The 20893-nt window shown below is 66.9% G+C and carries 20 protein-coding genes; 8 read left to right on the top strand and 12 right to left on the bottom strand.

Features of this window, described 5'->3' with window-relative positions; all coding sequences use genetic code 11:
- Positions 1–78: 78 nt before the first annotated feature.
- The 7 genes from LXE91_RS26640 to LXE91_RS26610 form a co-directional block, all read right to left on the bottom strand.
- Positions 79–3081, bottom strand: coding sequence for a hybrid sensor histidine kinase/response regulator (locus tag LXE91_RS26640; RefSeq protein WP_039369774.1), 3003 nt, complete (start codon positions 3079–3081; stop codon positions 79–81).
- 140 nt (positions 3082–3221) lie between these two features.
- The gene (locus tag LXE91_RS26635; RefSeq protein ID WP_039369771.1) at positions 3222–3896 is read right to left on the bottom strand and encodes a response regulator; all 675 of its coding nucleotides are present in this window, start codon (positions 3894–3896) and stop codon (positions 3222–3224) included.
- A gap of 398 nt (positions 3897–4294) precedes the next feature.
- Positions 4295–4483, bottom strand: a complete 189-nt coding sequence (locus tag LXE91_RS26630; RefSeq protein ID WP_039369765.1) for a hypothetical protein — start codon at positions 4481–4483, stop codon at positions 4295–4297.
- A gap of 106 nt (positions 4484–4589) precedes the next feature.
- A complete protein-coding gene (locus LXE91_RS26625) occupies positions 4590–7658 on the bottom strand; it encodes a hybrid sensor histidine kinase/response regulator (RefSeq protein WP_039369803.1) in 3069 nt (1022 codons plus the stop codon).
- Between the two features lie 364 nt (positions 7659–8022).
- Positions 8023–9051, bottom strand: coding sequence for a hypothetical protein (locus tag LXE91_RS26620; RefSeq protein WP_039369763.1), 1029 nt, complete (start codon positions 9049–9051; stop codon positions 8023–8025).
- Between the two features lie 124 nt (positions 9052–9175).
- On the bottom strand, positions 9176–10003 hold the full coding sequence (locus LXE91_RS26615) for a hypothetical protein (RefSeq protein WP_039369760.1): 828 nt from the start codon (positions 10001–10003) through the stop codon (positions 9176–9178).
- Between the two features lie 120 nt (positions 10004–10123).
- Positions 10124–10711, bottom strand: a complete 588-nt coding sequence (locus LXE91_RS26610; RefSeq protein ID WP_039369757.1) for a tetratricopeptide repeat protein — start codon at positions 10709–10711, stop codon at positions 10124–10126.
- 358 nt (positions 10712–11069) lie between these two features.
- Between LXE91_RS26610 and LXE91_RS26605 the strand changes: the two genes are divergently transcribed.
- The 3 genes from LXE91_RS26605 to atsR are packed head-to-tail and all read left to right on the top strand — an operon-like array spanning position 11070 to position 14305.
- The gene (locus LXE91_RS26605; RefSeq protein ID WP_039369754.1) at positions 11070–11942 is read left to right on the top strand and encodes a response regulator; all 873 of its coding nucleotides are present in this window, start codon (positions 11070–11072) and stop codon (positions 11940–11942) included.
- A gap of 42 nt (positions 11943–11984) precedes the next feature.
- Positions 11985–12488: a putative pterin-binding protein gene (locus LXE91_RS26600; protein ID WP_039369751.1), complete on the top strand. Its 504-nt coding sequence runs from the start codon at positions 11985–11987 to the stop codon at positions 12486–12488.
- Positions 12485–14305, top strand: a complete 1821-nt coding sequence (atsR, locus tag LXE91_RS26595) for a hybrid sensor histidine kinase/response regulator AtsR (RefSeq protein ID WP_039369748.1) — start codon at positions 12485–12487, stop codon at positions 14303–14305. Before LXE91_RS26600 ends, atsR begins: the two co-directional genes overlap by 4 nt.
- A gap of 44 nt (positions 14306–14349) precedes the next feature.
- Here the strand turns inward: atsR and LXE91_RS26590 are convergent, their stop codons facing one another.
- A complete protein-coding gene (locus tag LXE91_RS26590; RefSeq protein WP_039369746.1) occupies positions 14350–14769 on the bottom strand; it encodes a secondary thiamine-phosphate synthase enzyme YjbQ in 420 nt (139 codons plus the stop codon).
- A 10-nt stretch (positions 14770–14779) separates the two neighbouring features.
- Positions 14780–15106 carry a thioredoxin family protein gene (locus LXE91_RS26585; protein ID WP_039369742.1) on the bottom strand — a complete coding sequence of 109 codons (327 nt, stop codon included), beginning with the start codon at positions 15104–15106 and terminating at the stop codon, positions 14780–14782.
- A gap of 227 nt (positions 15107–15333) precedes the next feature.
- On the opposite strand from LXE91_RS26585, the gene LXE91_RS26580 reads away from it, so the two are divergent.
- The 5 genes from LXE91_RS26580 to LXE91_RS26560 all read left to right on the top strand — a co-directional run bounded on the left by LXE91_RS26580 (position 15334) and on the right by LXE91_RS26560 (position 18615).
- Complete coding sequence (locus tag LXE91_RS26580) at positions 15334–16035, top strand: flavin reductase family protein (RefSeq protein WP_039369739.1); 702 nt, start codon at positions 15334–15336, stop codon at positions 16033–16035.
- A gap of 187 nt (positions 16036–16222) precedes the next feature.
- The gene (locus LXE91_RS26575) at positions 16223–16555 is read left to right on the top strand and encodes a DUF2322 family protein (RefSeq protein WP_039369736.1); all 333 of its coding nucleotides are present in this window, start codon (positions 16223–16225) and stop codon (positions 16553–16555) included.
- 108 nt (positions 16556–16663) lie between these two features.
- The gene (locus LXE91_RS26570; RefSeq protein WP_039369735.1) at positions 16664–17533 is read left to right on the top strand and encodes a PASTA domain-containing protein; all 870 of its coding nucleotides are present in this window, start codon (positions 16664–16666) and stop codon (positions 17531–17533) included.
- 210 nt (positions 17534–17743) lie between these two features.
- A complete protein-coding gene (locus LXE91_RS26565; protein ID WP_039369732.1) occupies positions 17744–18376 on the top strand; it encodes a LysE family translocator in 633 nt (210 codons plus the stop codon).
- Between the two features lie 77 nt (positions 18377–18453).
- Entirely contained in the window at positions 18454–18615 is a 162-nt protein-coding gene (locus tag LXE91_RS26560) for a hypothetical protein (protein ID WP_223274336.1), read from the top strand.
- Between the two features lie 103 nt (positions 18616–18718).
- Here the strand turns inward: LXE91_RS26560 and LXE91_RS26555 are convergent, their stop codons facing one another.
- From LXE91_RS26555 to LXE91_RS26545, 3 genes are all read right to left on the bottom strand, one after another.
- Complete coding sequence (locus tag LXE91_RS26555; RefSeq protein WP_039369730.1) at positions 18719–19420, bottom strand: YebB family permuted papain-like enzyme; 702 nt, start codon at positions 19418–19420, stop codon at positions 18719–18721.
- Positions 19421–19556: 136 nt separating this feature from the next.
- A complete protein-coding gene (locus tag LXE91_RS26550) occupies positions 19557–20126 on the bottom strand; it encodes a hypothetical protein (protein WP_039369798.1) in 570 nt (189 codons plus the stop codon).
- Between the two features lie 229 nt (positions 20127–20355).
- A complete protein-coding gene (locus LXE91_RS26545; protein WP_006486309.1) occupies positions 20356–20814 on the bottom strand; it encodes an Lrp/AsnC family transcriptional regulator in 459 nt (152 codons plus the stop codon).
- Positions 20815–20893: the final 79 nt, after the last annotated feature.

Here is a 20893-nt window from a genome sequence, read left to right as displayed (position 1 = left end):
TTCGGGTCACTTCCCTCCGCGCGGAGACCGGCAGCATGTCGACGTATCGGCCGGAAACGCGACGACCGCCGCGCCACCTCACTGGCCGATCCGCTCCATCGCGTGTTCGATCGCGCTCCGGAACGCATCCCAGTGCGATTCAAACGCCGCGGCGCCGCCCGATTTCACAGTCGCTTCCATCTGCGCACATGCGTCTCGCGCAACACTGTCGCCGGCCAGTGCGAAGCCGCCGCGCATCGAGTGCAGTTCGATCACAAGCGCGTTCGTGTTGCCGGCTGACAGCGCCGCCTCGATCGCGCCCAGCGAACGCAGCGTGGCTTCGCGCAGCGCGTGACGAATTTCACCGGTGACGGCCGGCGCCTGCTCATGCGCGCCGGATTGCGCCTGTTCCGCCCGCACGCCGCGCTGCCCCCCATGCCGCTGCAATGCCTCGTCGAGCACGTCGATCGACAGCGGCTTGAGCACGACCTCCGCCACCCCGACCTGCGCACAGCGGCGGCGATCGTCATCGGTCGCATGCGCGGTCATCGCGATCACCGGCACCGATGCCCCCTGCTCGCGCAGGAAATTCGCCAATGCGAAGCCGTCGAGCTGCGGCATGCTCAGGTCGGTCAGCACCACGTCGAACGGGTGCTCGAAGTACGCGCGCATCGCCTCGACACCGTTCTCGACGATCGTCGCGTCGTGACCGAGGGCGTCGAGCTGATCCCGCAGCAGTGCGCGGCTCGCCGGATGATCTTCAGCCACCAGCACGCGCAGCGGCTGCACGTCGGTGCGTTGCTGCGGCGCGAGCGCCGTATCCGGTTCGGGTTCGGCGCTGCGCCAGCCGGCCGGCGCGGCGGGCAGCGGCAACGTTGCCACGAACGTCGAACCCGAACCTACCTGGCTCTCGACCGTCAGCTCGCCGTGCATCAATCGCGCAATGCGCCGGCACAGCGGCAATCCAAGCCCGGTGCCGCCGAAACGACGATAGATCGATGCATCGGCCTGCATGTAGACGTCGAACAGCGTCGGCAACGCGTCCTCTGGAATACCGACACCCGTATCGCGCACGGCGATCTCGACCTCACCGGCACCGTCGCCGCCGCGCACGCGCCGTGCGTCGATCGCAATCCCGCCATACTCGGTGAACTTGATCGCATTGCCCACGAGGTTCGACACGAGCTGCCGCAACCGCGTCGGATCGCCGACATGACCATCCGCCAGTTCGGCCGCGACATCGCACTCGAGCGTCAACCCTTTCGCTTCCGCGAGCGGCCGGAAAATCGCCGCGACGTCCTGCAGCACCCGTCTCAGGTCGAACGGGATCTGCTCGAGCGCCATCTGGTTCGATTCAGCCTTCGACAGGTCGAGCACGTCGTTGATCACGCGCAGCAGCGCATCCGACGACGACACGATCGTCTTCAGGCGCTGCCGCTCGACCGACGGCAATTCGGCCCGCTCCATCAGCTCCAGGTTGCCGACGATCGCGTTCAGCGGCGTGCGGATCTCGTGGCTCATCGTCGCGAGGAACGTCGATTTCGCCTTGTTGGCGTCGTCCGCTGCCACTCGCGCCTCACGCAGCTTGTTCTCGGTCAGCCGGCGCGCCGTGACGTCGGTGAGCGTGCAGAGCAGCACGGCGACACCGCGGAACTTGGTGCGGACGATGTGCGCCGCGAGATAGGTCGTGTCGTGGCCCGCGCGCTCGACGGCCAGTTCCTGCTGCATCACGAAGCGCCGCTCGCCCGTGCCGGCCCGTTGCCGCTCGCGGCAGGCCTGCCAGATACGCTTGCCGAGCGGGAGCCCCGATGCGCCGTCTTCGTAGGCTAGCGCGGCGTCGTTGCGGACCATCGTTTCGCCGTCGGCCGCCGCGAGCAGCAGCAGGCCGGCCGGTGCGGTATGAATCAACGTCCGGTTGAACGCCTCGCTTTCGATCAGACGGATCGCGCGCCGGTGTGCCGGGCGCAGCGCACGACGATCGAACGTCACGATCGTGATCCACAGCATCGCGACGGTAAACAACGCGGCGCCGAGCGTCACGCTCACGCCGACAGCCGTCGCCCTCGCGACGCTTCGCCACGAAAAGGTGGCCGCCATGGTCAGGCCGGTATCGGACAGGCTGTCCACGATCGCGAACCGCGTGCCGATCCGGCGTACGACGACATGCTTGCCGGACTGCGCACCCGCATCGGCCATCGCCCGCGCGATCAGCGCCGGGTCGCGCGGCCGACCGAACACGACACGGCCATCCGCAGCCAGGACCGCGACGTCCTCGTCGTCGGACTGCGGCGACATGATGTCGTCGAGACGGAAACGGCCGTTGAGGACGAGCCATCCGAACGGGCGGCCATCGTCGTCGTCGAGCCGCCGCGCGAACCGTATGACGGTGCGCCCGACGACCGGGTCGTAGCGACGGTCGAGCATGAATGTCGCGCCTTGCATGTCCGGCTTCTGCTTCGCTGCGCCGTTGGGCATCAGGCGGTCGATCAATGCCCGCAGGTCGGTATCGGGCGGCAGCGCCCGCGCGCGCGCGACGACCCCCGGCCCCAACACGCCGAGAAACGGGCCATCGAGCGCGATCAGGTAGCCCCCGATCGGCTCGGCGCGCATCGGGACCGGCGGGTAGCGCGCGCCCCGGTCGACTTGCCCGAGTGCCGCCCCCAGATATCGGGCATAGGATTCGGCCGGCCGGGCCGGCGTCACCTCGGCCATCGCGAAAAACGGCGTCCCGCCGCCGGCGTTGCTGGCGGCCAACCGGCCGTGGTCTGCCGCAAATGCCCTGAGGGCGTCCTGCGGCGGCGGTGCGCCCTTGCGCCACAGCTCTTCCGTGCGGTTGCCGAGCATCGCCAGCATGCGGTCCAAAGTCTGCAGGTTCGCGTAGAACTCCGCTTCGCGCTGAAGAAACGTCGAGCGCGCCCGCTCCAGGCTGTCCTGGACGTCGAGCCGGACAACCAGCGCCGCGCACACGACAATGAACGCGGTAATCGCACACCCGCCGCCGTACAGCAGCATCTGCTGCTGCCGCCGCACGCGCCCGGGATCGAACGGCTTGCGGCCCACCGCCGCCGCGTGCGCGAGAAGTCGTTTCAGTTTTGCGGGCATGGATCGTTATCGGCGGCGCCGGATGAGAGGGTCACCGTCGGCGCATGCGGCGCCCGGCCGGCTGCCCGGCCCGATCGCGCGCCATCCGGCCATGCGGACGTCTGTCGATGCGTCCTGCATCGCGACGCCCGGCGCGCCGGCTACTCGCTTGCGGCCGGCGCATCGGGCGCTGCCGGGTCGGCCAGGTTGCCGTCGCTCGCATAGCGGATCAGGTCGGCGTCGCGCGCGATGCCGAGCTTCTTCATCGCGCTGGCTTTCTGCGAACTGATCGTCTGCTTGCTGCGATGGAGCTGCGTGGCGATCTCGCCAACCGTATAACCGGAACCGAACAGCCGCACCACTTCGATTTCGCGTGTCGTCAGCGGGCGGGCCGTATCGGAGGTGCCCGTCGACTCCAGCAACTGCTTGATATGCGGCGACAGGTAGTTGGCGCCGACATATGCCGCGTGCACCGCGCCGACCAGATGCGAAATCGCATCCGACTTGCTCAGGATGCAGCCGACACCCTGCTTGCGGATCGCATGCAGCACGCTGGGATTGTCGATCATGGTGATCGTCACGAGACGCAGCGCGGGATAACGGCGCTGCAGGAACGCCAGCAGCACGAGCCCGTCGCCGAATTTGCCGCCGGGCATCACGTAGTCGACGACGAGCACGTCGCTCGGCTTCTCGTCGAGCGCCGTCACGAGATCGGTCGAATTGGACACGGAGCCGACGAGCCGGATCGTGCTGCTCTCGGCGAGCGCCTGCGACATCCCGATCGCGGCCGATGGATGGTCGTCCGCCACCATCACCCGCACAAAGAATTCATCCATCGTCCCTGTTCTCCCCGAGGCATTCGATCGCGCATCCGTCGACGGCCGCAGGATGCGGGCCGCCGTTCCGGTTCCGTTCCATCCCGCCGACAGGCCGCCGTCGACCCGTCGCTTCGACACATCGGAGAATGCAAGCGCGCCTAGATTTTAAGATAAAACGTGGTCAAGGCTGCAAGCCGCGCGCCGCCCGGCAGACGCGGGCCGTGCTCCGCATCGCCCCTCAAGGCGGCCAACCTACGCTTGCGGGCATGCGCCACGGGTGCGAGCGGCGCCGTCGACCACTCGCGCTGCGACGCCCCGGCCGCAACGTCGCATTGCCCGGCCACCCCGGTGCCGCCGTCGTTCACGCGGCTGCGATCCTGTCGCGCAGCGGTCGTGCATCCGCGCCGGGATCATCGTTATGGTCCGCTCTCACCCGATTCGCCCCGTTCCTCCACCTCCTGCTTCCATTCGCTGACCGCGCGCCGCTTCTGCGTCGGCGACATGATCAGGAATTCATTCATCCTGCCGAGAAAATCCTTCCGGGACTTCTCGGGAAGCGTGGCGAAATCGAGCAGCATTACGAAGACTTTCACCATGTAGCGCACGGTCTTCCCCTCTCTTCACCTGGTTGATCTGCGTCGCACTTGCCGATGCGACACGCTGCCTTCCACTCTTCGGACCTCGTCGCCGCCCGTAGCGATACACGCTGCTTCATGTCGCATCGCCATGCGCGCACTGCGCGACGTCCTGTTCTTGTATCCCTTCTTGCTCCGGCACACCATGCCGTCGCGTGATGCCCGCCAATGCACCGCGCAGATGCGCGAGCGTCACCGGCTTGGTCAGCACGCAGTCGACTCCTGCGTCCGCATAGCGGCGCCGGTCACCCGGCGCGACATGCGACGTCACGACCACCACGTCGCAGCCCGCGCAGAGATCGCGTGCCGCGCTCGCCAACGCGCAGCCCGACGTTCCGGGCAGGCCGGTATCCAGCAGCAGGGCGTCCCACGCGCCGGTGGCCAGCAGGTCGAGCGCCGCTTCGGCGGACCCGGCCGCCGCCACCTCGCAACCCAGCACGTCGAGCTGTTCCCGCAAGAGCGTGCCGCCGACGGAATCGACGCCGGCAAGCACCACGCGCAACGCGCGCGGACGGCCGGGCACCGTGTGCGCGAGCGCCGGCACCTGCGCAGCCGGCTCACCGGCCCGGGCCGCGGCCACGGCCTGCACGAGCGCGGCCTTGAAGCCGCCGAGCGCGTAACTCGACACGTGCATCGTCGTGCCAGCCCGGTAAGCCTGCAGCGGGCCGTCCGGCGTGGCGAACACGACCGGCTTGTCGCCGCCCAGGCTGTCGAGCGCCGGGCGCGCGTCGCTGTCGGATTCGCCGAACACGACGATCGCGACGGCCCGCGCGTAGCGATCGGCCGGAACCCGCGACGGGCGATCGTACGCGTCGACCTCGAAGCCCCATGCGCGCAGGTGCGGTAACGCAAAGCGCTGCCACTCGGTGCACGCGACGACGATCAGCGGCACGCGCGTGCCGCGCACGGCATGCGGGTCGAGCGGTACGACGGCCATCCCGAGCGGCACCGTCACCGTGAAACAGCTGCCGGCGCCCGGCGCGCTCGCGACGTCGATGCGCCCGCCCATCGCGGCCGCGAGGCGATCGCACAGCGCGAGCCCGAGCCCCGTGCCGCCGTAGCGCCGCGTGATCGTCGCGTCGACCTGCGAGAACGCGTTGAACAGCTTGTGCCGATCGGCACCGGCGATGCCGATGCCGGTGTCCTCCACCGCAATCGACAAGTCGGCGCGCCCGTGATCGGTCGAGACGACCGACACGCGCACGAGCACGTGCCCGCTGGCGGTGAACTTGATCGCGTTGCTGAGCAGGTTGCCGAGCACCTGCCCGAGCCGGGTGGGATCGCCGCGCATCCGCTGCGAAACGCTCGCGTCGATCTCGCAGAACAACGGCAACCCCTTCGCCTTCGCGACCGGTGCGAAGGCGCCGAGCGTGCGCTCGATCACGCCGGCCACGTCGAATTCGATCGCTTCGACCGTCATTGCACCGGCTTCGATTTTCGAGAAGTCGAGGATGTCGCTGACGAGCCCGAGCAGGCCCGACGCGGCCGTCCTCAACGTCTGCACGCGGCCGTGCTGCGACGCGTCCAGCGCGGAACGTTCGAGCAGTTCGAGATTGCCGAGGATCACGTTCAGCGGCGTGCGGATTTCATGCGTCATCGCCGCGAGGAACGACGACTTCGCCGCATTCGCCGAATCGGCCGCGCGCACCGCGTCCTCGAGCTGCCGGACGAGTTGCCGGCGCGCCGTCACGTCGGCGACCGCGACGATCAGCACGTCGATCTCCTGATAGCGCGCGCCGCTGGCGCTCACCTCCAGATGCAGCGGCGCCGCCCCGGCGCTCGCGTCGGCCAGCACGAAATCGGTCTGCAGCGTGCCGCCGGCCGCTCCGCTCGCGACGAACGCTTCGTAGCGCGCCACGGCCTGCGTGGACAACGTGCGGTAATCGCTGCCGAGCCGCGCGATCATTTCGGTGAGTGCGGGACTGACAAGCATGAAATGACCGTCCGCGCGCGAGATCAGGCCGAGGCCGATCGGGGCCGTCTCGATCACGCTGCGGCACAGCGCCTCGCTGTCGAACACGCGGGCCGAACTGGCATAGACGGGCAGCAGCACGCGCCGGCGAAAGCGTGCGAGCAACAGCCACATCACGCCGATGGCGAGCAGCGTCGCGCCTGCCAGCAAGCCCGCCTGCACACCGACGCCGGCCGCCACATCCGCCCACGACAGCGCGTAGGCGATCGTCCAGCCCGTCGTGCCCAGCCGGCTGCTGAACACGATCGAGCCATCGCGGAAGGCCGCCTCGCCGGCCGCCTCGCCGGCCGCCGTGCCGCCGTTCGCGACGTCGAACTTCAGCAGCCGTTCGGTCAGCGCAGCCGTTCGTTCGATGTCCGGATCGATCGTGATGAGCCGGTTGTCCGCGGTCGTGATGAAGAACACGCCGGTCGACCCGCGCCCCGCCAGCCACGACAGCAGGTAGTCGGGTGCGTACTCGGTCACGAGCACCGCGAACGGCTGGCCATGGGCCCGCGCTTCGGCGGCGATCCGTATGCGGGACTGCCCGGTCACGGGATTCGCGTACGGCGGCAGCCAGTGCACGCGCGGCCGGCCATCGTCGGCTTCGCGCGGCAGCGGGGGAAAATCGATATGCAGTGCGGCCATCACGTGCGCACGCGCGTCGGCCGTCGCGAGCGCGGGGTTGTCGCGCGACAGGTGCGGCACGAAGCCGAACAGCCCCGTGCGCGTGCTGTAGTGGTAGCCCTCCAGCGTGCGCCCGCGATTGAGCGAGCTCGCCGCGCAGATGCGCGACAGCATGAACGACAGCGCGAGGTAGCGCGCGACCTCGTCGCGCTGCGCGGTCTGGCCCGGCACGCCGACCACGAGCGACGGGTAGGGTGTGATCGCCAGTTGTTGGCCGTTGGCGAAGAAGCCGTCCACGACATCGGCCGGCGCCGGGCCGAGCTCGCGCCAGATCAGCTGCGTATTCGCGACGCCGTTGCGGAACGACGTTTCGCTTACCTGAATTTCGTCTGCGGTTTCCTCGACGCCGTTCAGGAAATTGCGCCGCTGGCCGTCCAGATAGCCGTAGACGATCGACACGATCCCGAGCCCGCAGGCGATCAGGATGAGGATCGTCACGACGATGGCGCCGCCGAACATCGAAATGCTCTGATAGCGACGAATGGACTGAAGCGTGCTGTATGGCATGACCAGACGCAACGCCGAATCCGGTGCCGGAATACTGCTCGTTTCCGGCCCGAATGCGCGTCACGATGAAAACCGGTGGGATGGAGGTATCCCGATCATGCCAAACGGCGCAGCGGAAATCAGTCGCAAAATACCTATTTAGTACACGTCCCAGTGGAATTGTGAATTGTTTTGAACTCGACCGAATTTTCGTTGCGAATTTATCGCCCGGTCATGCCGGAATGATCAGCCGATCGGGCAAGCGCGCCTGCCTTGCGACGAGCAGCCGCGAGCACGCGTAAACGAAATACCGCCGGCAAGCCGGCGGCGAAAAGACGTGCCCGAGGAACGCACGCCTGAGACACCTCGTTCTGCGTGCGCGCGCTCAGTTCTGCGTGAGGGGATTCAGTGTCGTGCACAGGAAACCCGTGCAGTTCTTCGGCGTGAAATAGAACGACGCGATCACCGGATTCGACGTGCCGAGCGCGAGATCGCCCAGATAGGCAGCGCCCTGCGCGCCGAGCGTATTCGACTGCTGGACGAAGCTCGCGCCCGAGCCCTGGATCGCGGCCGACTGGTACGCGAAGGTCGGCGATTGCGTCTGGTCCTTCACGTAGACCCACGAGATCGCCGTGCCGAACGCCATCGCGCCCTTTGCACGATAACCCTTCGCGCCTTCGCTGTTGGCCTGCGCGATGAAGTCGTTGACGGTCGAGGTCGGCGCCAGCGCGTCATACGTATAGGTCGCATTCGACGCGTTGTTCTTCATGTAGACGTTCGCCTGCGCGGCCCCGACCATCAGCGGGCCGACGAACCAGTAGCCCGACTGGCCCTGGCCGTTCGCCTGCGTGAGGAACGCATTCGCATCGGCCGGCAGGCCGGTCGTCGCATACGTGTACGTGGCCGACGAGCCGCCATCCTTGCGATAGAGATCGCCGTACGTGAGCGGCCCTTCGTAGCGGTAGCCGCTCGCCCCTTGCGCGTTGGCCGCGTTGATGAAGGACGTCATGTCGGACGACGCCGTTTGCAACTGGTACGCATACGTCTGAGCAGTGCCGTCGTTCACGAAGATCGACTGCGTGCCACCGTTGGCCGCGCTGTAGAAGTAGTCGCCCAGATATCGGTAACCCTTCGCGCCTTCATTGTTGACCAGCGTCAGGAAGCTCGCTCGATCCACGGCCACGGGCTGCGCGTCGTAGCGCCACGTCAGCGTGCTGCCGCCCGAGCCGCCGGAACCGCCCGAGCCACCCGAACCGCCGTTACCGCCACTCCCCGTTCCACCCGAACCTGTGCCGCCGGTGCCGCCGTTGTTGCTCGTACCCGAACCGCCGCCGGACGCCGCAGTCGAGGAATCGTCGCCGCCGCAAGCGGCCAGCGCCAGGCAGGTCAATGCGATCAGAGCAACGGCTTTCATCGGAATCACCTCGGTGCGAAAAAAGGGATGAACGAAGCCGGTACACGCGGATCACACCGCGCGCACGGACAGTCAGGCATCGGAATCAGGAACCGGCCGGCGGCGCACCGCCGGCCCGGGAACGTCAGTTGACCTGCAGCTGGCCACCGCGGCCGAGGCCGCCCTTGACGTCCTGCGCCTTGTAGCTGCGCAGCGCAACGACCATCTTGTTGTACGCGTCGATGAACGCGACGACGGTCGCCTTGCCTTCCGGGGTCGACGAGAAGCCGGCGAGCGCGCCGCCCACGCCGCCGCCGAAACCGCCCAGCGCCGCGCCGTAGTTGGTCGCCGTCGAGCTGCCTTCCGACGCCGCGATCTGCACGGCCGAGCGCACGTCGAACAGCGTCAGCGTGACGACCGATGCCTTCGTCTGCAGGTGGCCGGCCACGGCTGCGACCGCGCTGTTGCCGATCAGCCCGCCGATCATGCTGCCGATGCCGCCGATCGGCGAATCGTTGATGACGATCTGCGGTTCCATGTAATAGTCGGCCGCGACACGCTGGCCCTTCTGCTGCTTCGAGCCCGCGCGGTATTCGCCCGAGTTGCGCTGCAGCTGCGTGATGCGCGACAGGCGCGCGTCGCTCTTCTGGTTGCCGATCGACGTGATCACGAAGCAGTTCGACTGCTGCACGGCCAGGCGCAGCAGCGGGTCGATCGTCGTCATCTTCGTCGCGCTGCCGAAAGGGCCCCACCAGTCGGCGTTGCGGCCGTCATCGACGGCGATCGTGCCGAGCGGCGACGCACAGCGCTGCAGCCCCGAATCGGCGCCGGCGCTCGCGCCGCCCGCGGCGGCACCGGTCACGCCCGCGTTCTGGCCGCCGGGCGTCACCACGCCGCCGCAACCCGCGACGGACGCGCAAAGCGCTGCCGCCAGCGCACCTTGAGTGAGACGTTGGGAAAGGATGGTCTTCATGTCGTTGTCGATCGATTAGAGTCGTTGTTCGGCTTATGTGTTCGTGCGAACTTCGATAAGCCCCCCGGCTGGCGCGCGATGGTGGTCTCCCCGCTGCTGCCCCCGTTGCTTCAGGCCCGGTCAGTAGTACCAGTACGTCTGCTGCCAGACGCCGTAGTACGGATAGCCCGAGTACCAGTAGCCGTAATAGCGGTCACGCCATTCCGTGCGCCATTTCCAGTCTTCTTCGTCTTCCTTCTTGGCCTTGCGCGCCAGGTCGAGCAGCTTCTTCGACTCCTTGTCGCCTCGGCCGGCGGCGATCGACAGCCACTTCTCCGCCTCGCGCGCGTCGGAGCCCATTTCCTCGAGGCCGAACAGGTAGAAACTGCCGAGCGCCTTCTGCGCCTGCAGGTCGCCACGCTCGGCGGCTTCGCGCATCCACTTGAGGGCCTGGTAGCTGTCCTGGCGCACGCCGTCGCCGCGGAAATAACGCAAGCCGAGGTCGTAGGCGGCCTTCGGCTGGGTCTTCGCGGTCTGCTTCAGCGCAGCGATGCGCGGGCTTTCCTGGTCTTCCGAATCGTCCCTTTTTTGATAGGACACCTGATCTTTAGGACGGTCCGAACAGCCTGTGTCGTCGCAGATCCGCACCGTGTTGCTGGTGATCGACGGATCCTGCGCGCACGCGGCCAATAGCAACAGCAGCCCCGGTGCGAGTAAACGGCGGTACATTGTTACTTCCCTCAGGTTTTATTGGCGCCGCAATTCTGCGAGCTATCCCACCCCCGTGAGCTCGCACCCGGCGGCGTGCGGCGCAACGGATACAATCCGCCAACGCCGACACGCATTCCAAGGCTCTCTCAGGTTCTCTCTTCGAATCGTTCTGTCACTGCTTCTTTGCCGGCGTTTTCGACGGTCCGACCGGGGCCGGTATCGATCTCCAAACATGACGCGACAAACAATAGTGACGTGGTGAGCAATAATAATGAAGAAAAACGGCATGTCAAGGTCATTCGCATTTTCAAAGTTTGCATGACGCGTCAGTTTTGATATGCTCACCCTCGCAAAAACCCTTGGAGACCCCATCGAGATGTCCACCACCGAGCAGGCCAACGTCGATCTGATCACCGCCAACAAGGTGCGCGACCTACTGAACCGGAACGGCATTCCGCCGCGAAGTCACAACACGACGATCGCGAATGTGCTCGGCCTGAGCTTCTCGGTCGTCACGCGCAAGATGAAAGGCCTGATCCCGTGGAATCTGTCGCAGTTGCAGGACATCGCGACGCACTTTGGCGTGCCGCCGGCGATCCTGCTCGACGACAAGGGCACGCAACCGGCCGCCGCCGAGATGATCGACGCGACGCTCGTGATCGAGTCGCGGCGTTTCCGCTGCCGCGCCGCGATCTCGTCGAAAGCCAGCAGCCAGGCCGAGACGGACTTCGTCGCGCTGCAGTGGCAGGGCGAATGGCTGATCACCGAGCGTCAGCACGCGCGCGAGGGGCGCACGTATCCGGTCGACGTCATCGAGCTGCGTTCGACCCAGCCGAACGTGTATGCGGCGCGCATCGCGGTGGTGGACGATTCGCAGGACGTCGCCGAAACGGTTTGTGAATATTTCATCGAGAAAGGCGTGAACGCGATTCCGTACTTCGACGGCGCAACGTTCCGCAAGGCACTGGAAGTCGAGGATTTCGACGGCTACATCCTCGACTGGATGCTCGGCGACCAGACCGCCGCCGAACTCGTGCGCGGCATCCGCTCGAGCGAGAACAGCGGCGCGCCGATCTTCCTGCTGACCGGCAAGATCTCGACCGGCGAAGCCAGCGAGGACGAGATCGCGCACATCGTGTCGCACTACAACGCGCGCTGCGAGGAAAAGCCGGTGCGCCTGCCGATCCTGTTCGCCGAAGTGGCGCGCGAACTGAAGATCACACTGCCGGCCGCCGCCGCCGCGAACTGAGGCTCCAACGACAAATCACCACTGCACGACCGAGGGCAAGACATGCGAATTTCGACCATCTGGACCAAGAGCCTGCTGACGGCCTGCCTGCTCGGCATGGCGGCCGCGACCTGGGCCGCTTCGTCGTTTACGTTCACCGTCGACGGCAAGATCGACAAGCACAACCAGCAGGGCAAGAAGGCGTACGTGTTTTCCGAGCAGGCGCTGATGGCGCTGCCGCAGCACACGATCGTCACGTCCACGAGCTGGACGCCGAAGGCGGCCTTCACCGGCCCGCGCCTGTCCGACATCCTGAAGACCGTCGGCGCGCACGGCACGCAGATCGAATTCCGCTGCATCGACGAGTACACGTTCACGATTCCCGTATCCGATGCCGATCGCTACGGCGTGATCCTCGCGCGGACGATGAACGGCAAGGTGCTCGGCAACGACAACTACGGCCCGCTGTGGATCATGTACCCGCGCGACCAGTATCCCGATGAACTGAAGACGCCGCTCGGCGAAGCCAAGTTCGCGTGGCAGATCATCGGCCTGACGGTGAAATGAAACGCCGGCGATGGAAAAATAGAAAAATCATCCTGGTCCTCGGCTCGCTGTGGATCATGGGGTTCGCCGCGTGGGCGTTCCTGCTGTGGGACCTCCTCGCCACCTCGGTCAACGAAGGCGTGCTCGAAGGGCCGCGCGAAGGCGTGTTCTGGACCGCCGCGCAATACCGCAACGTCTATACGCGGTTCGACCGGCAGCTGATCCTCTACGCAACGCACCAGGACGACGACTTCAATCACGTGCAGATGCAGCTCGACAGCCTGTCGGTGTCGTTCGGCTTTCTGCAGCGGCCGTCGGAAGTGTCCGAATACTGGCTGCGCATCCCGCGCGCGCGCAACGAGATCGACGCGCTCGGCGACTTCATGACGCGCCTGAAGCGCGAAGTACCGTTGCTGCGCGATTCGCCGAAAAACGCGCAGCAGGTGATCGACGAGGTCAATGCGTACTGGCCGAAGGTCAACGGCCTCGCGAACTATTTCCGCGCGATCGAAATGGCGCAGCGCGACTTCACGTTCCATCAGCTGAAGGAGAAGCAGCGCGCGATCCTGATCCTCGGCATCGTGCTCGGCGTGATCCTGTGCGCGCTGTTCCTGCTGCTGTTCTATACGATGCGCACGCGTGACGACCTGCTCGAACGGCAGGACGCGGCACTCGACGCCGAACGCAAGGCGTCCGACCGCGCGTTCGAAATGATCGAGGCGAAAAATGCGTTCCTCGGGATGGTCAGCCACGAGTTGCGCACCCCGCTGCAGGCGATCTGCGGATCGGTCGAAATCCTGCTCGCGCGCCCGCAGTCGGAGGCCAACCTGAAGACGATCCGGCGGCTGCAGAATTCCGCGTTGTCGCTCGAGGCGCTCGTCAAGGATCTGACCGACTACATCAAGCTGCGCTCGACGAAGCGCCTCGCCGAACGGGAAACCGTCGGCATGGCTTCGTTGCTCGCCGAGGTGCTCGACCCGCTGCGCGAGAAGATCGCGGCCAAGCGGATCGCGATCTCGCAGCAGGTCGAGCCGCACGACCTTGCGATCCGTTCCGATCGCAAGCTACTGCGCCAGGTGCTGTCGAACCTGATCGAGAACTCGGTCAAGTACACGCTCGGCGGGTCGATCGACGTGTCGATCACGCTCGCCGACGCGCCGGCCGGCCCGCAATTGAAGATCGCGGTGCGCGACACGGGCGCCGGCATCGCGAAGCCGCACCTGTCGAAGATCTTCGAGCCGTTCTATCGCGCGAACGACGCGGTCGGGCTGCACGTGGACGGGATCGGCATGGGGCTCGCGGTCGTGCGCGAAATCGTGACGACGCTGCGCGGGCATGTGGACGTGCGCAGCGTCGTGGGCGAAGGCAGCGAGTTCGTCGTGACGCTGCCGGCCGAAGTGCCCGGCATCGACACCGCCGGCAACGCGGCCGGCGACGCGCTCGCGCTGCCGCACGCGGCCGCGCACCGCGACCGGCGCGCGCTGGTGGTCGACGACGACGACAACGCGCGCGAAACGCTCGGCGCGATGCTGTCGGCGCTCGGCATCGAAGCCGATCTGTGCGGCACCGGGCAGGACGGCGTCGCGCGCTTCGGTACGAGCCATTACGACATCGTCGTGATCGACCTCGAACTGCCGGACTTGAGCGGCTTCGAAGTCGCGCGGCGCATTCGCGCGGTCGCGGTACCCGACGACGACGGCCGGCATCCCGCGATCCTCGGCGTCAGCGCATATGAATCAGCCGCGCTGCGCGAGAACAAGCAGGTGTTCGACGCATTCCTGCCGAAGCCCGTCCACCTGCGCGAACTCGGCGCGCTCGTCGAGAAGCTGTTCGCCTGAGCCGGTGCGCCGGCAATGCGCGGCGTGTTGCCGCTTGTTGCCGCTTACTCGCCGATCAGGTGCAGCACGATATCCCGGCGGTGCGCCGCGCGGCGATGCTCGAACAGATAAATTCCCTGCCACGTGCCGAGCACCATGCGCCCCTGCTCGACCGGGATCGACAATTGCACCTGCGTGAGCGCCGTGCGCAGGTGTGCCGGCATGTCGTCGGTGCCTTCGGTGTCGTGCTCGTAGCGCGTGGCGTCCTCGGGCGCGAGCGTCGCGAAGTAGCGCTCGATGTCGCGCTGCACCGACGAATCGGCGTTCTCCTGGATCAGCAGCGACGCCGAGGTGTGGCGACAGAACACGGTGAGCAGGCCGGTGCTGATGGCCTGCTGGTCGACGAACGCGCGCACCTGCGACGTGAATTCGACGAGGCCGCTGCCGCGCGTGTCGATACCGATATGCGTGATCGCCTGTTGCATCGTCGTGACCTCAGGCCAGCGCGGCGAAGCCGTCGGCTTCGATCTGCTTCGCGTCGGCAGGCCGCACGACGCGCGCGACTTCGACGCCATCGCGCAGGAACACCAGGGTGGGCCACAGCTTCACGCCGAACGAGCGGCCGAGCGGGCGGCCCGGGCCATCCTCGATCTTCAGGTGCCGCACGGCGGGATGCGCGGAAAACGACGCGACGATCGCCGGCTGCGCGCCCGCGCAGATCCCGCACCAGTTCGCGCCGAATTCGATGACGGTCGGGCCGCCCAGTGCGTCGACTTCCGCGCGCGTCGGCGCGTTGGCGGTGTAGCGTTGCTCGGTATCCATCAAGCCCTCGTGTACGTTGGCGACCAGGGCCGCGCGCGCTCGTGCGACGCGGCGGGCGCGGCCTGCGATTTCCTACTGTAGCGGAAAAGCGCGCGCGATGCCGGGCGGTCCTGACGGCGCAAATGGCGTTCCTGCGCACCTTCCGGAATGACACGACAAGATTCGGAGCGCCGCGCCGCCGCGGCGGGATCAGCATGCGGACTGATCCCTCAACGAAGGCACCGATCATGAACGCTCCGCATTGCGTCACCGAACCGAACATCCTCTATTTCGGCACGCCCGTCGTGCTGGTCAGCACGCTGAACGAAGACGGCACGGCCAATCTCGCGCCGATCTCGTCCGCGTTCTGGCTCGGCTGGCGCGGCGTGATCGGCATCGCCGCCAGTTCGCAGACCACCCGCAACCTGCTGCGCACCGGCGAGTGCGTGCTGAACCTGCCGTCGTCGGCACAGGCCCACGCGGTCGACCGGATCGCGCGTACGACGGGCACCTGGCCGGTGCCGGACGGCAAGCGCGCGAAGGGCTACGTGTACGAGCCCGACAAGTTCGGCACGGCCGGGCTCACGGCCGCGGCTTCGCAAACCGTCGCGCCGCCGCGTGCGCTCGAATGCCCGGTGCATATGGAAGCGGTCGTCGCGGCCACGCACGGGATCGGCGAGGAAGCGCCCGACGTGCGTGGCCACATCCGCGTGTTCGAGTTGCGCATCCAGCGCGTGCACGTGCATCCCGACCTGCTGATGGACGGGCATGCGGACCGCATCGATCCGGACAAGTGGTCGCCGCTGATCATGAGCTTCCAGAAGTTCTATGGCCTCACGCCGCATCAGGTGCATGCGTCGCGACTCGCCGAGATTCCCGAGCGCGCGTATCGCAGCCCGGACATCGAGCGCGCGCGTGATGCGGGCGTGCCGGCCGGCGCCGGGCGGTAGTGGCGTGGAACGCGATGGCCAGCACGGTGGGGCAATGCCCCCTGCCGGCTGAACCGGATCGTTGCCGCCGGCCGATGGCGCGGCGCACGGCCGGCGCCCGCGTGCCGGCCGGTGTGGGGAGACCGATCGGATAAGATACGGCCGGCCATGCTCATTGGCCCCTGACCGAACCGACGGAGTGTTTTCAGTGATTCAACCGACCCCAGTATTCAAGGACAACCTCGCGCAACTGCCGGCCATCGACAGCGTCGCGCGCATCGATCTCGTCGGCGCGAACGGCGACGTGGTCGCGACCATCGAGAACCAGCCGGGCAAGCAAGGCTCGCTCGCGGTGTACCACTACCTGAAGCAGGCATTCGGCACGCTCGACGCGAAAGCCGCCGAGCACGGCCTCGCGGTGTTCGCCGAACATACGGCCGACGCACGCAACCGCCCGGGCGCGCATCCGAACGTCGATCGCCTGCTGGCAATCGTCGACGGCGGCGAAGCGCTGCGGATCGACGTCGTCGCGAAGGGCTGAATCGCCGGCGGCACGCCGGTACGCTGCCGGACAGTGCGCGCGACCGCGACACGCGGGCGAAAGCCCGCGGTCGTCGCGCCCGTATCCCTTTCCCCGGAGACAGCCTGCGTGGCCCGTTTCGTTGCGTTGCCCTTTGCCCGCCGTCCGGCTTCGATCGTTTCGATCGCGGCCGTTGCGTGTGCCGCGCTCGGCGGCACCGCCTCGGCCGATCCGCTGCGGACGGCCTCCGATATCGCCGGTGCGTCGCTGGTGCCGCTCGGTGCGCTGCCGCACTCGCCTGAGAACGGCTCGCTCGCCCCGTTCTGCACGCGCTATCGCGCGAAGACGACCACCGCGGCCGGCCGTGAAGTCGCGAAGCGCGACTGGATCGTGACGTCCGAAGCACCGCTCGGCCGCTACACGGTCGTCACGTTCGCGAGCGGATTCAGCGCCGGCACGAGCGCGATCTGTTTCGCGCGCAACGGCAACGTCGGCGTGTTCGACGGCACGACGCTCGTCGCGCTCGGCTACACCGCGCGCAAGGCCGGCTGGCAGCTCGGCACGGCCGACCGGCTGGAAAACGGCGCGCTGCTGATCTGGGGCGGCGACGGCCCGGCGCCGCCCATCGGCGAACTTCACGAAGAGAACGGCGGCCTGCGCCTGACCCGTGTCGCGGCTGAAAGCACTTACTGCCAGGGCCGCGCGGTCGTGCCGAACGTGTACGGCAAACCGCTCGACGTCGCGCGCCGGATCCTGATCGCGAAAGGCTGGCAACCGCTGCGCCCGCGCGAGAAACCGGATGCGACGGACGGCGCGGCGACGCTCGCGAAGCACGGCATCATCGAAGCCGAAGCGTGTTCGGGCACCGGCATGGGCTATTGCGCGCTACGCTACCGAAACGCAGCCGGCGTGCTCGGCATGACGACGGTCGGTGGCGAGCCGGACAAGCCGTCGGCGAACACCGTGATCGATTATCAGGTGGCCTGCCGCAAACCTTGAGCGGGGCGGCGATCGACCGCGCAAGTCGTTGCATCGGTGTGCGCCTTTGATGCGATTTCGAGTAGTGCCGACGTGCCAGGGGCAGCGCACGTGCATTGGCGGTCGGCCTCGACGGCCAGCCGAATCATCGTCCGTTCGTTCGATTGACCGGCCTCGCGCGCGCTCCTAAACTGACCTCCCTTTTACGCTTCATCCACGAAAGGGACGCCCATGATCGACCTCTCCACGCTCGCGCTGTTCTCCGGCGCGTGTCTCGCACTGACCGCCACGCCGGGCCCCGACATGCTGCTGATCGCGTCCCGCAGCGTGAGCCAGGGCCGGCGCGCAGGTTTCGCGACGCTCGCGGGCATCCAGGCCGGCACCTACTGTCACGCGCTCGCGGCCGCGCTCGGGCTGTCGCAGCTCTTCGTCGCGGTGCCGCTCGCCTATGACGCCGTGCGCTTCGCGGGCGCCGCCTATCTGCTGTATCTCGCGTGGAAGACGTTCCGTTCGGATGCAACCGCACTGTCGCCCGTCGCGTCGCAGCGTCGCCACTCGACCGCGACGATCTTCCGCCAGGGGCTGACGACGAACCTGCTGAATCCGAAGATGGCGCTGTTCGTGCTCGCGCTGTTTCCGCAGTTCGTGCGGCCCGAGTATGGTTCGATCGCCGTGCAGATTCTCGTGCTCGCGACGGTGCTGAACCTGATCGGGATCGTCGTGAACGGCGCGGTCATATTGTCCGCGAGCCGGCTGAGCCAGCGGATCGGCGCGCGCCGCCGCCCGTCGAAGCTGCCGCAATATCTGCTCGGTTCGGTGTTCGTGGGGCTGGCGGCGCGGTTGGCGGTGGCGGGGCGGCAGTAGTCGTGAACCGGTCGGGGAATCACGCTGGTGCAATCGAATGAATGAGGTTTGATGCGGGAACGTATGAAGATCTGCGCATGCGCGCATTGTCCGACCCCGAGTTGCGCGCTGAATACGAACGGCTGAACCGCGAGGAATTTGCAGCGCTCGATGCAACGCTTGCCGCGCGGCGAGCGGCCGGCGTTGCGTCGGCCGATATCGTGGAAGGCACGGAGCCGAGCGCGCCCACGGTGGAGTAACACCGGCTCGCGTTCGTGGCGAGCCGGCGTGCGCCATCACTCGATACGCCGCTCAAGCGGGCGTCGTCCGGTGACAAAAGGTGAGTGATCTCGCTCGCTCGAGTCATACGCTATCTGGATCGTCACCTTCGGACACGTTTTCAACGCCCTCGCGCGTATCCTCCACCACCCGTAACGCCCCGCTACCCAGCAAGCTCGCCGGCGTCACCGTGCGGCGGCGCCACGGAATCCGGCCGAAGTACCAGATCTTCCAGAAGCCGAGCGGATGATCGGGGTTCCGGCGCAGCAGCATGTCGAAGGTCTCGACGTCGCCGAGCACGATCCGCGTCGCATCGCGCACGACTTCGCGCACGAAGCGCGAGCAGAACTGCCGGCGCGACGCGAGATTGAACCCCGTGTCGTACACCACGCCGATCCGGCGCATTGCCGCCTCCACGAGCCGGCGCCGCTGCGCGGCATCGAGCGGCTGCTTCAGCCGCGCGATCACGCATGCGCCGCGATCGGAGCGCGCGAGAAACCGCGACATCGTCGTGACGCGCGACAACGGAAACGTGCTCTCCGCAATCAACGGCTCGCCGCCGCGCTCGCCGATGACGATCCCGACATGATTCGTCCACGAGCGCGTCGCGCTCGCCACTTCGAGAAACGGCCGCACGGTCACGCGGATGAAGACGATGTCGCCGATCTCAGGCTCGACCGGCAACGGCATGTCATGCCGATCGTGAGCACCCGTGGAGAAGAGACGCCGCCGGCCCGCGTCGGGCGAACGGATCATGAGCGGCCGGCAGCCGGTATCGACAACCATACGGACCTCGCGCGAGTGGAGATGGCGCGAGCATGTCAGCCGCCGCCGCGCGCCGCACCCGCTTCTTGCGCAAGGACGGATATCCGCGCCGCCGGGTGGCGAATTTCGATACCGGCGCGCGGACGCCGCGCGGCCTTCAGCGTGTCGCGCCCAGCGCCACGCGCAGCCGCTCCATCAACTGTGTGTAGTACCGCAGCACGTCGTCCTTCGGCACGACGTTCGCTGTCGCGAAACGGTCCGACCACGCCGGTTTCCATTCATACGCGCCGTGCACGCTGCGATCGCCGTCGGGCGCCTGGATCAGCGAGCGGATCCGCGCATCGCGGCCCGGGCCCGTATGCACGTCGAACAGCGCGTGGATGTACGTGTGATACGCGTCGTACACGTCGTCGTCGAACAGGTAGCGGTAGATGTGGAACGTGCGGTCGAGCTCGCGCTTCGCGCGGATCACGTCGTCCGGCGAAATGTCCTTCCAGTAGCCGATCCACGTGTAGAAGCACAGCAGCGCATTGAGCTGCGGCGCGACCGCGTCGTACAGCGCGAGCCGCTTCTCGATCAAGCGCTGGTTGGTCCACTGCACGAGTTCGAGCCGCTTCAGCCGGCGCGCGACGAGCCAGCCGAGACACGCGACCGACAACGGCGTCAGCACGCCGAGCACGAGCTTGACGATTTCCAGCGAATTCCACGGCGTGTTGATTGGCTGCATGAATGGCCCGACAAGAAGAAACGCATCCGCATCAGCGCGCGACCCGGCGCGCAGCGCCGCCTGCCCGATCGCGTCGACATTGACCGTTAGTTGCTTGCGCATCGAACGTCGCGCGACATCACGGGCGACATGCTCGAAGCAGTGTGATTCGTCAGTCTATCGGGCGATTGTCACCGAGCCGTGACCGTTCGTCGACCCGTCCGTCTCGTAGCCACGCACCCGCGTTGCGCTAGGTCGGCAGCGCCGACGTGAGCTTGACCTTCTGCATCGGGATGTCGGTCTTCACGCTCAGCACGCCCGGAATACGCGTGAGGTATTCCATCTGGAAGCGCCGGTAATCGTCGATGTCGGCCGCGACGACGCGCAGCAGGAAATCGCAATCGCCCGCCATCAGGTGGCACTCGACGACTTCCGGCATCTGCTGGACGGCCTCGGCGAAACGGTTCACCGATTCCGCGTCCTGCCCCTTCAGCCACACGCGCGTGAAGATCGTCAGCCCCTTGCCGACTTTCGCGGGATTCAGCACGGCCACGTATTTCTCGATCACGCCGGCTTCCTCGAGGAGGCGCACACGCCGCAGGCACGGCGACGGCGACAGCCCGACCTCATGCGCGAGCTCCACGTTCTGCATGCGGCCGTCGCGCTGGAGCGCGCTCAGGATCCGGCGGTCGATGGCGTCAAGTTTCATTGGCATTCGATTCCAAAAAATTCACAAATCACGCGTTCAATGCCAAATTCTGAGAAAAATCTGGCCACAACGCAACCCG

This window comes from Burkholderia contaminans, assembly GCF_029633825.1.
Classification (GTDB): domain Bacteria; phylum Pseudomonadota; class Gammaproteobacteria; order Burkholderiales; family Burkholderiaceae; genus Burkholderia; species Burkholderia contaminans.
This window is presented reverse-complemented; position numbering and strand designations above follow the sequence as displayed.

Coding starts and splice junctions, on each gene's coding strand:
- LXE91_RS26640 (WP_039369774.1), bottom strand. CDS start 3,081: ATGCCCGCAAAACTGAAACGACTTCTCGCGCACGCGGCGGCGGTGGGC.
- LXE91_RS26625 (WP_039369803.1), bottom strand. CDS start 7,658: ATGCCATACAGCACGCTTCAGTCCATTCGTCGCTATCAGAGCATTTCG.
- LXE91_RS26550 (WP_039369798.1), bottom strand. CDS start 20,126: ATGCAGCCAATCAACACGCCGTGGAATTCGCTGGAAATCGTCAAGCTC.
- LXE91_RS26620 (WP_039369763.1), bottom strand. CDS start 9,051: ATGAAAGCCGTTGCTCTGATCGCATTGACCTGCCTGGCGCTGGCCGCT.
- LXE91_RS26605 (WP_039369754.1), top strand. CDS start 11,070: ATGTCCACCACCGAGCAGGCCAACGTCGATCTGATCACCGCCAACAAG.
- LXE91_RS26560 (WP_223274336.1), top strand. CDS start 18,454: ATGCGCGCATTGTCCGACCCCGAGTTGCGCGCTGAATACGAACGGCTG.
- LXE91_RS26545 (WP_006486309.1), bottom strand. CDS start 20,814: ATGAAACTTGACGCCATCGACCGCCGGATCCTGAGCGCGCTCCAGCGC.
- LXE91_RS26585 (WP_039369742.1), bottom strand. CDS start 15,106: ATGGATACCGAGCAACGCTACACCGCCAACGCGCCGACGCGCGCGGAA.
- LXE91_RS26580 (WP_039369739.1), top strand. CDS start 15,334: ATGAACGCTCCGCATTGCGTCACCGAACCGAACATCCTCTATTTCGGC.
- LXE91_RS26615 (WP_039369760.1), bottom strand. CDS start 10,003: ATGAAGACCATCCTTTCCCAACGTCTCACTCAAGGTGCGCTGGCGGCA.
- atsR (WP_039369748.1), top strand. CDS start 12,485: ATGAAACGCCGGCGATGGAAAAATAGAAAAATCATCCTGGTCCTCGGC.
- LXE91_RS26590 (WP_039369746.1), bottom strand. CDS start 14,769: ATGCAACAGGCGATCACGCATATCGGTATCGACACGCGCGGCAGCGGC.
- LXE91_RS26600 (WP_039369751.1), top strand. CDS start 11,985: ATGCGAATTTCGACCATCTGGACCAAGAGCCTGCTGACGGCCTGCCTG.
- LXE91_RS26635 (WP_039369771.1), bottom strand. CDS start 3,896: ATGGATGAATTCTTTGTGCGGGTGATGGTGGCGGACGACCATCCATCG.
- LXE91_RS26610 (WP_039369757.1), bottom strand. CDS start 10,711: ATGTACCGCCGTTTACTCGCACCGGGGCTGCTGTTGCTATTGGCCGCG.
- LXE91_RS26565 (WP_039369732.1), top strand. CDS start 17,744: ATGATCGACCTCTCCACGCTCGCGCTGTTCTCCGGCGCGTGTCTCGCA.
- LXE91_RS26555 (WP_039369730.1), bottom strand. CDS start 19,420: ATGGTTGTCGATACCGGCTGCCGGCCGCTCATGATCCGTTCGCCCGAC.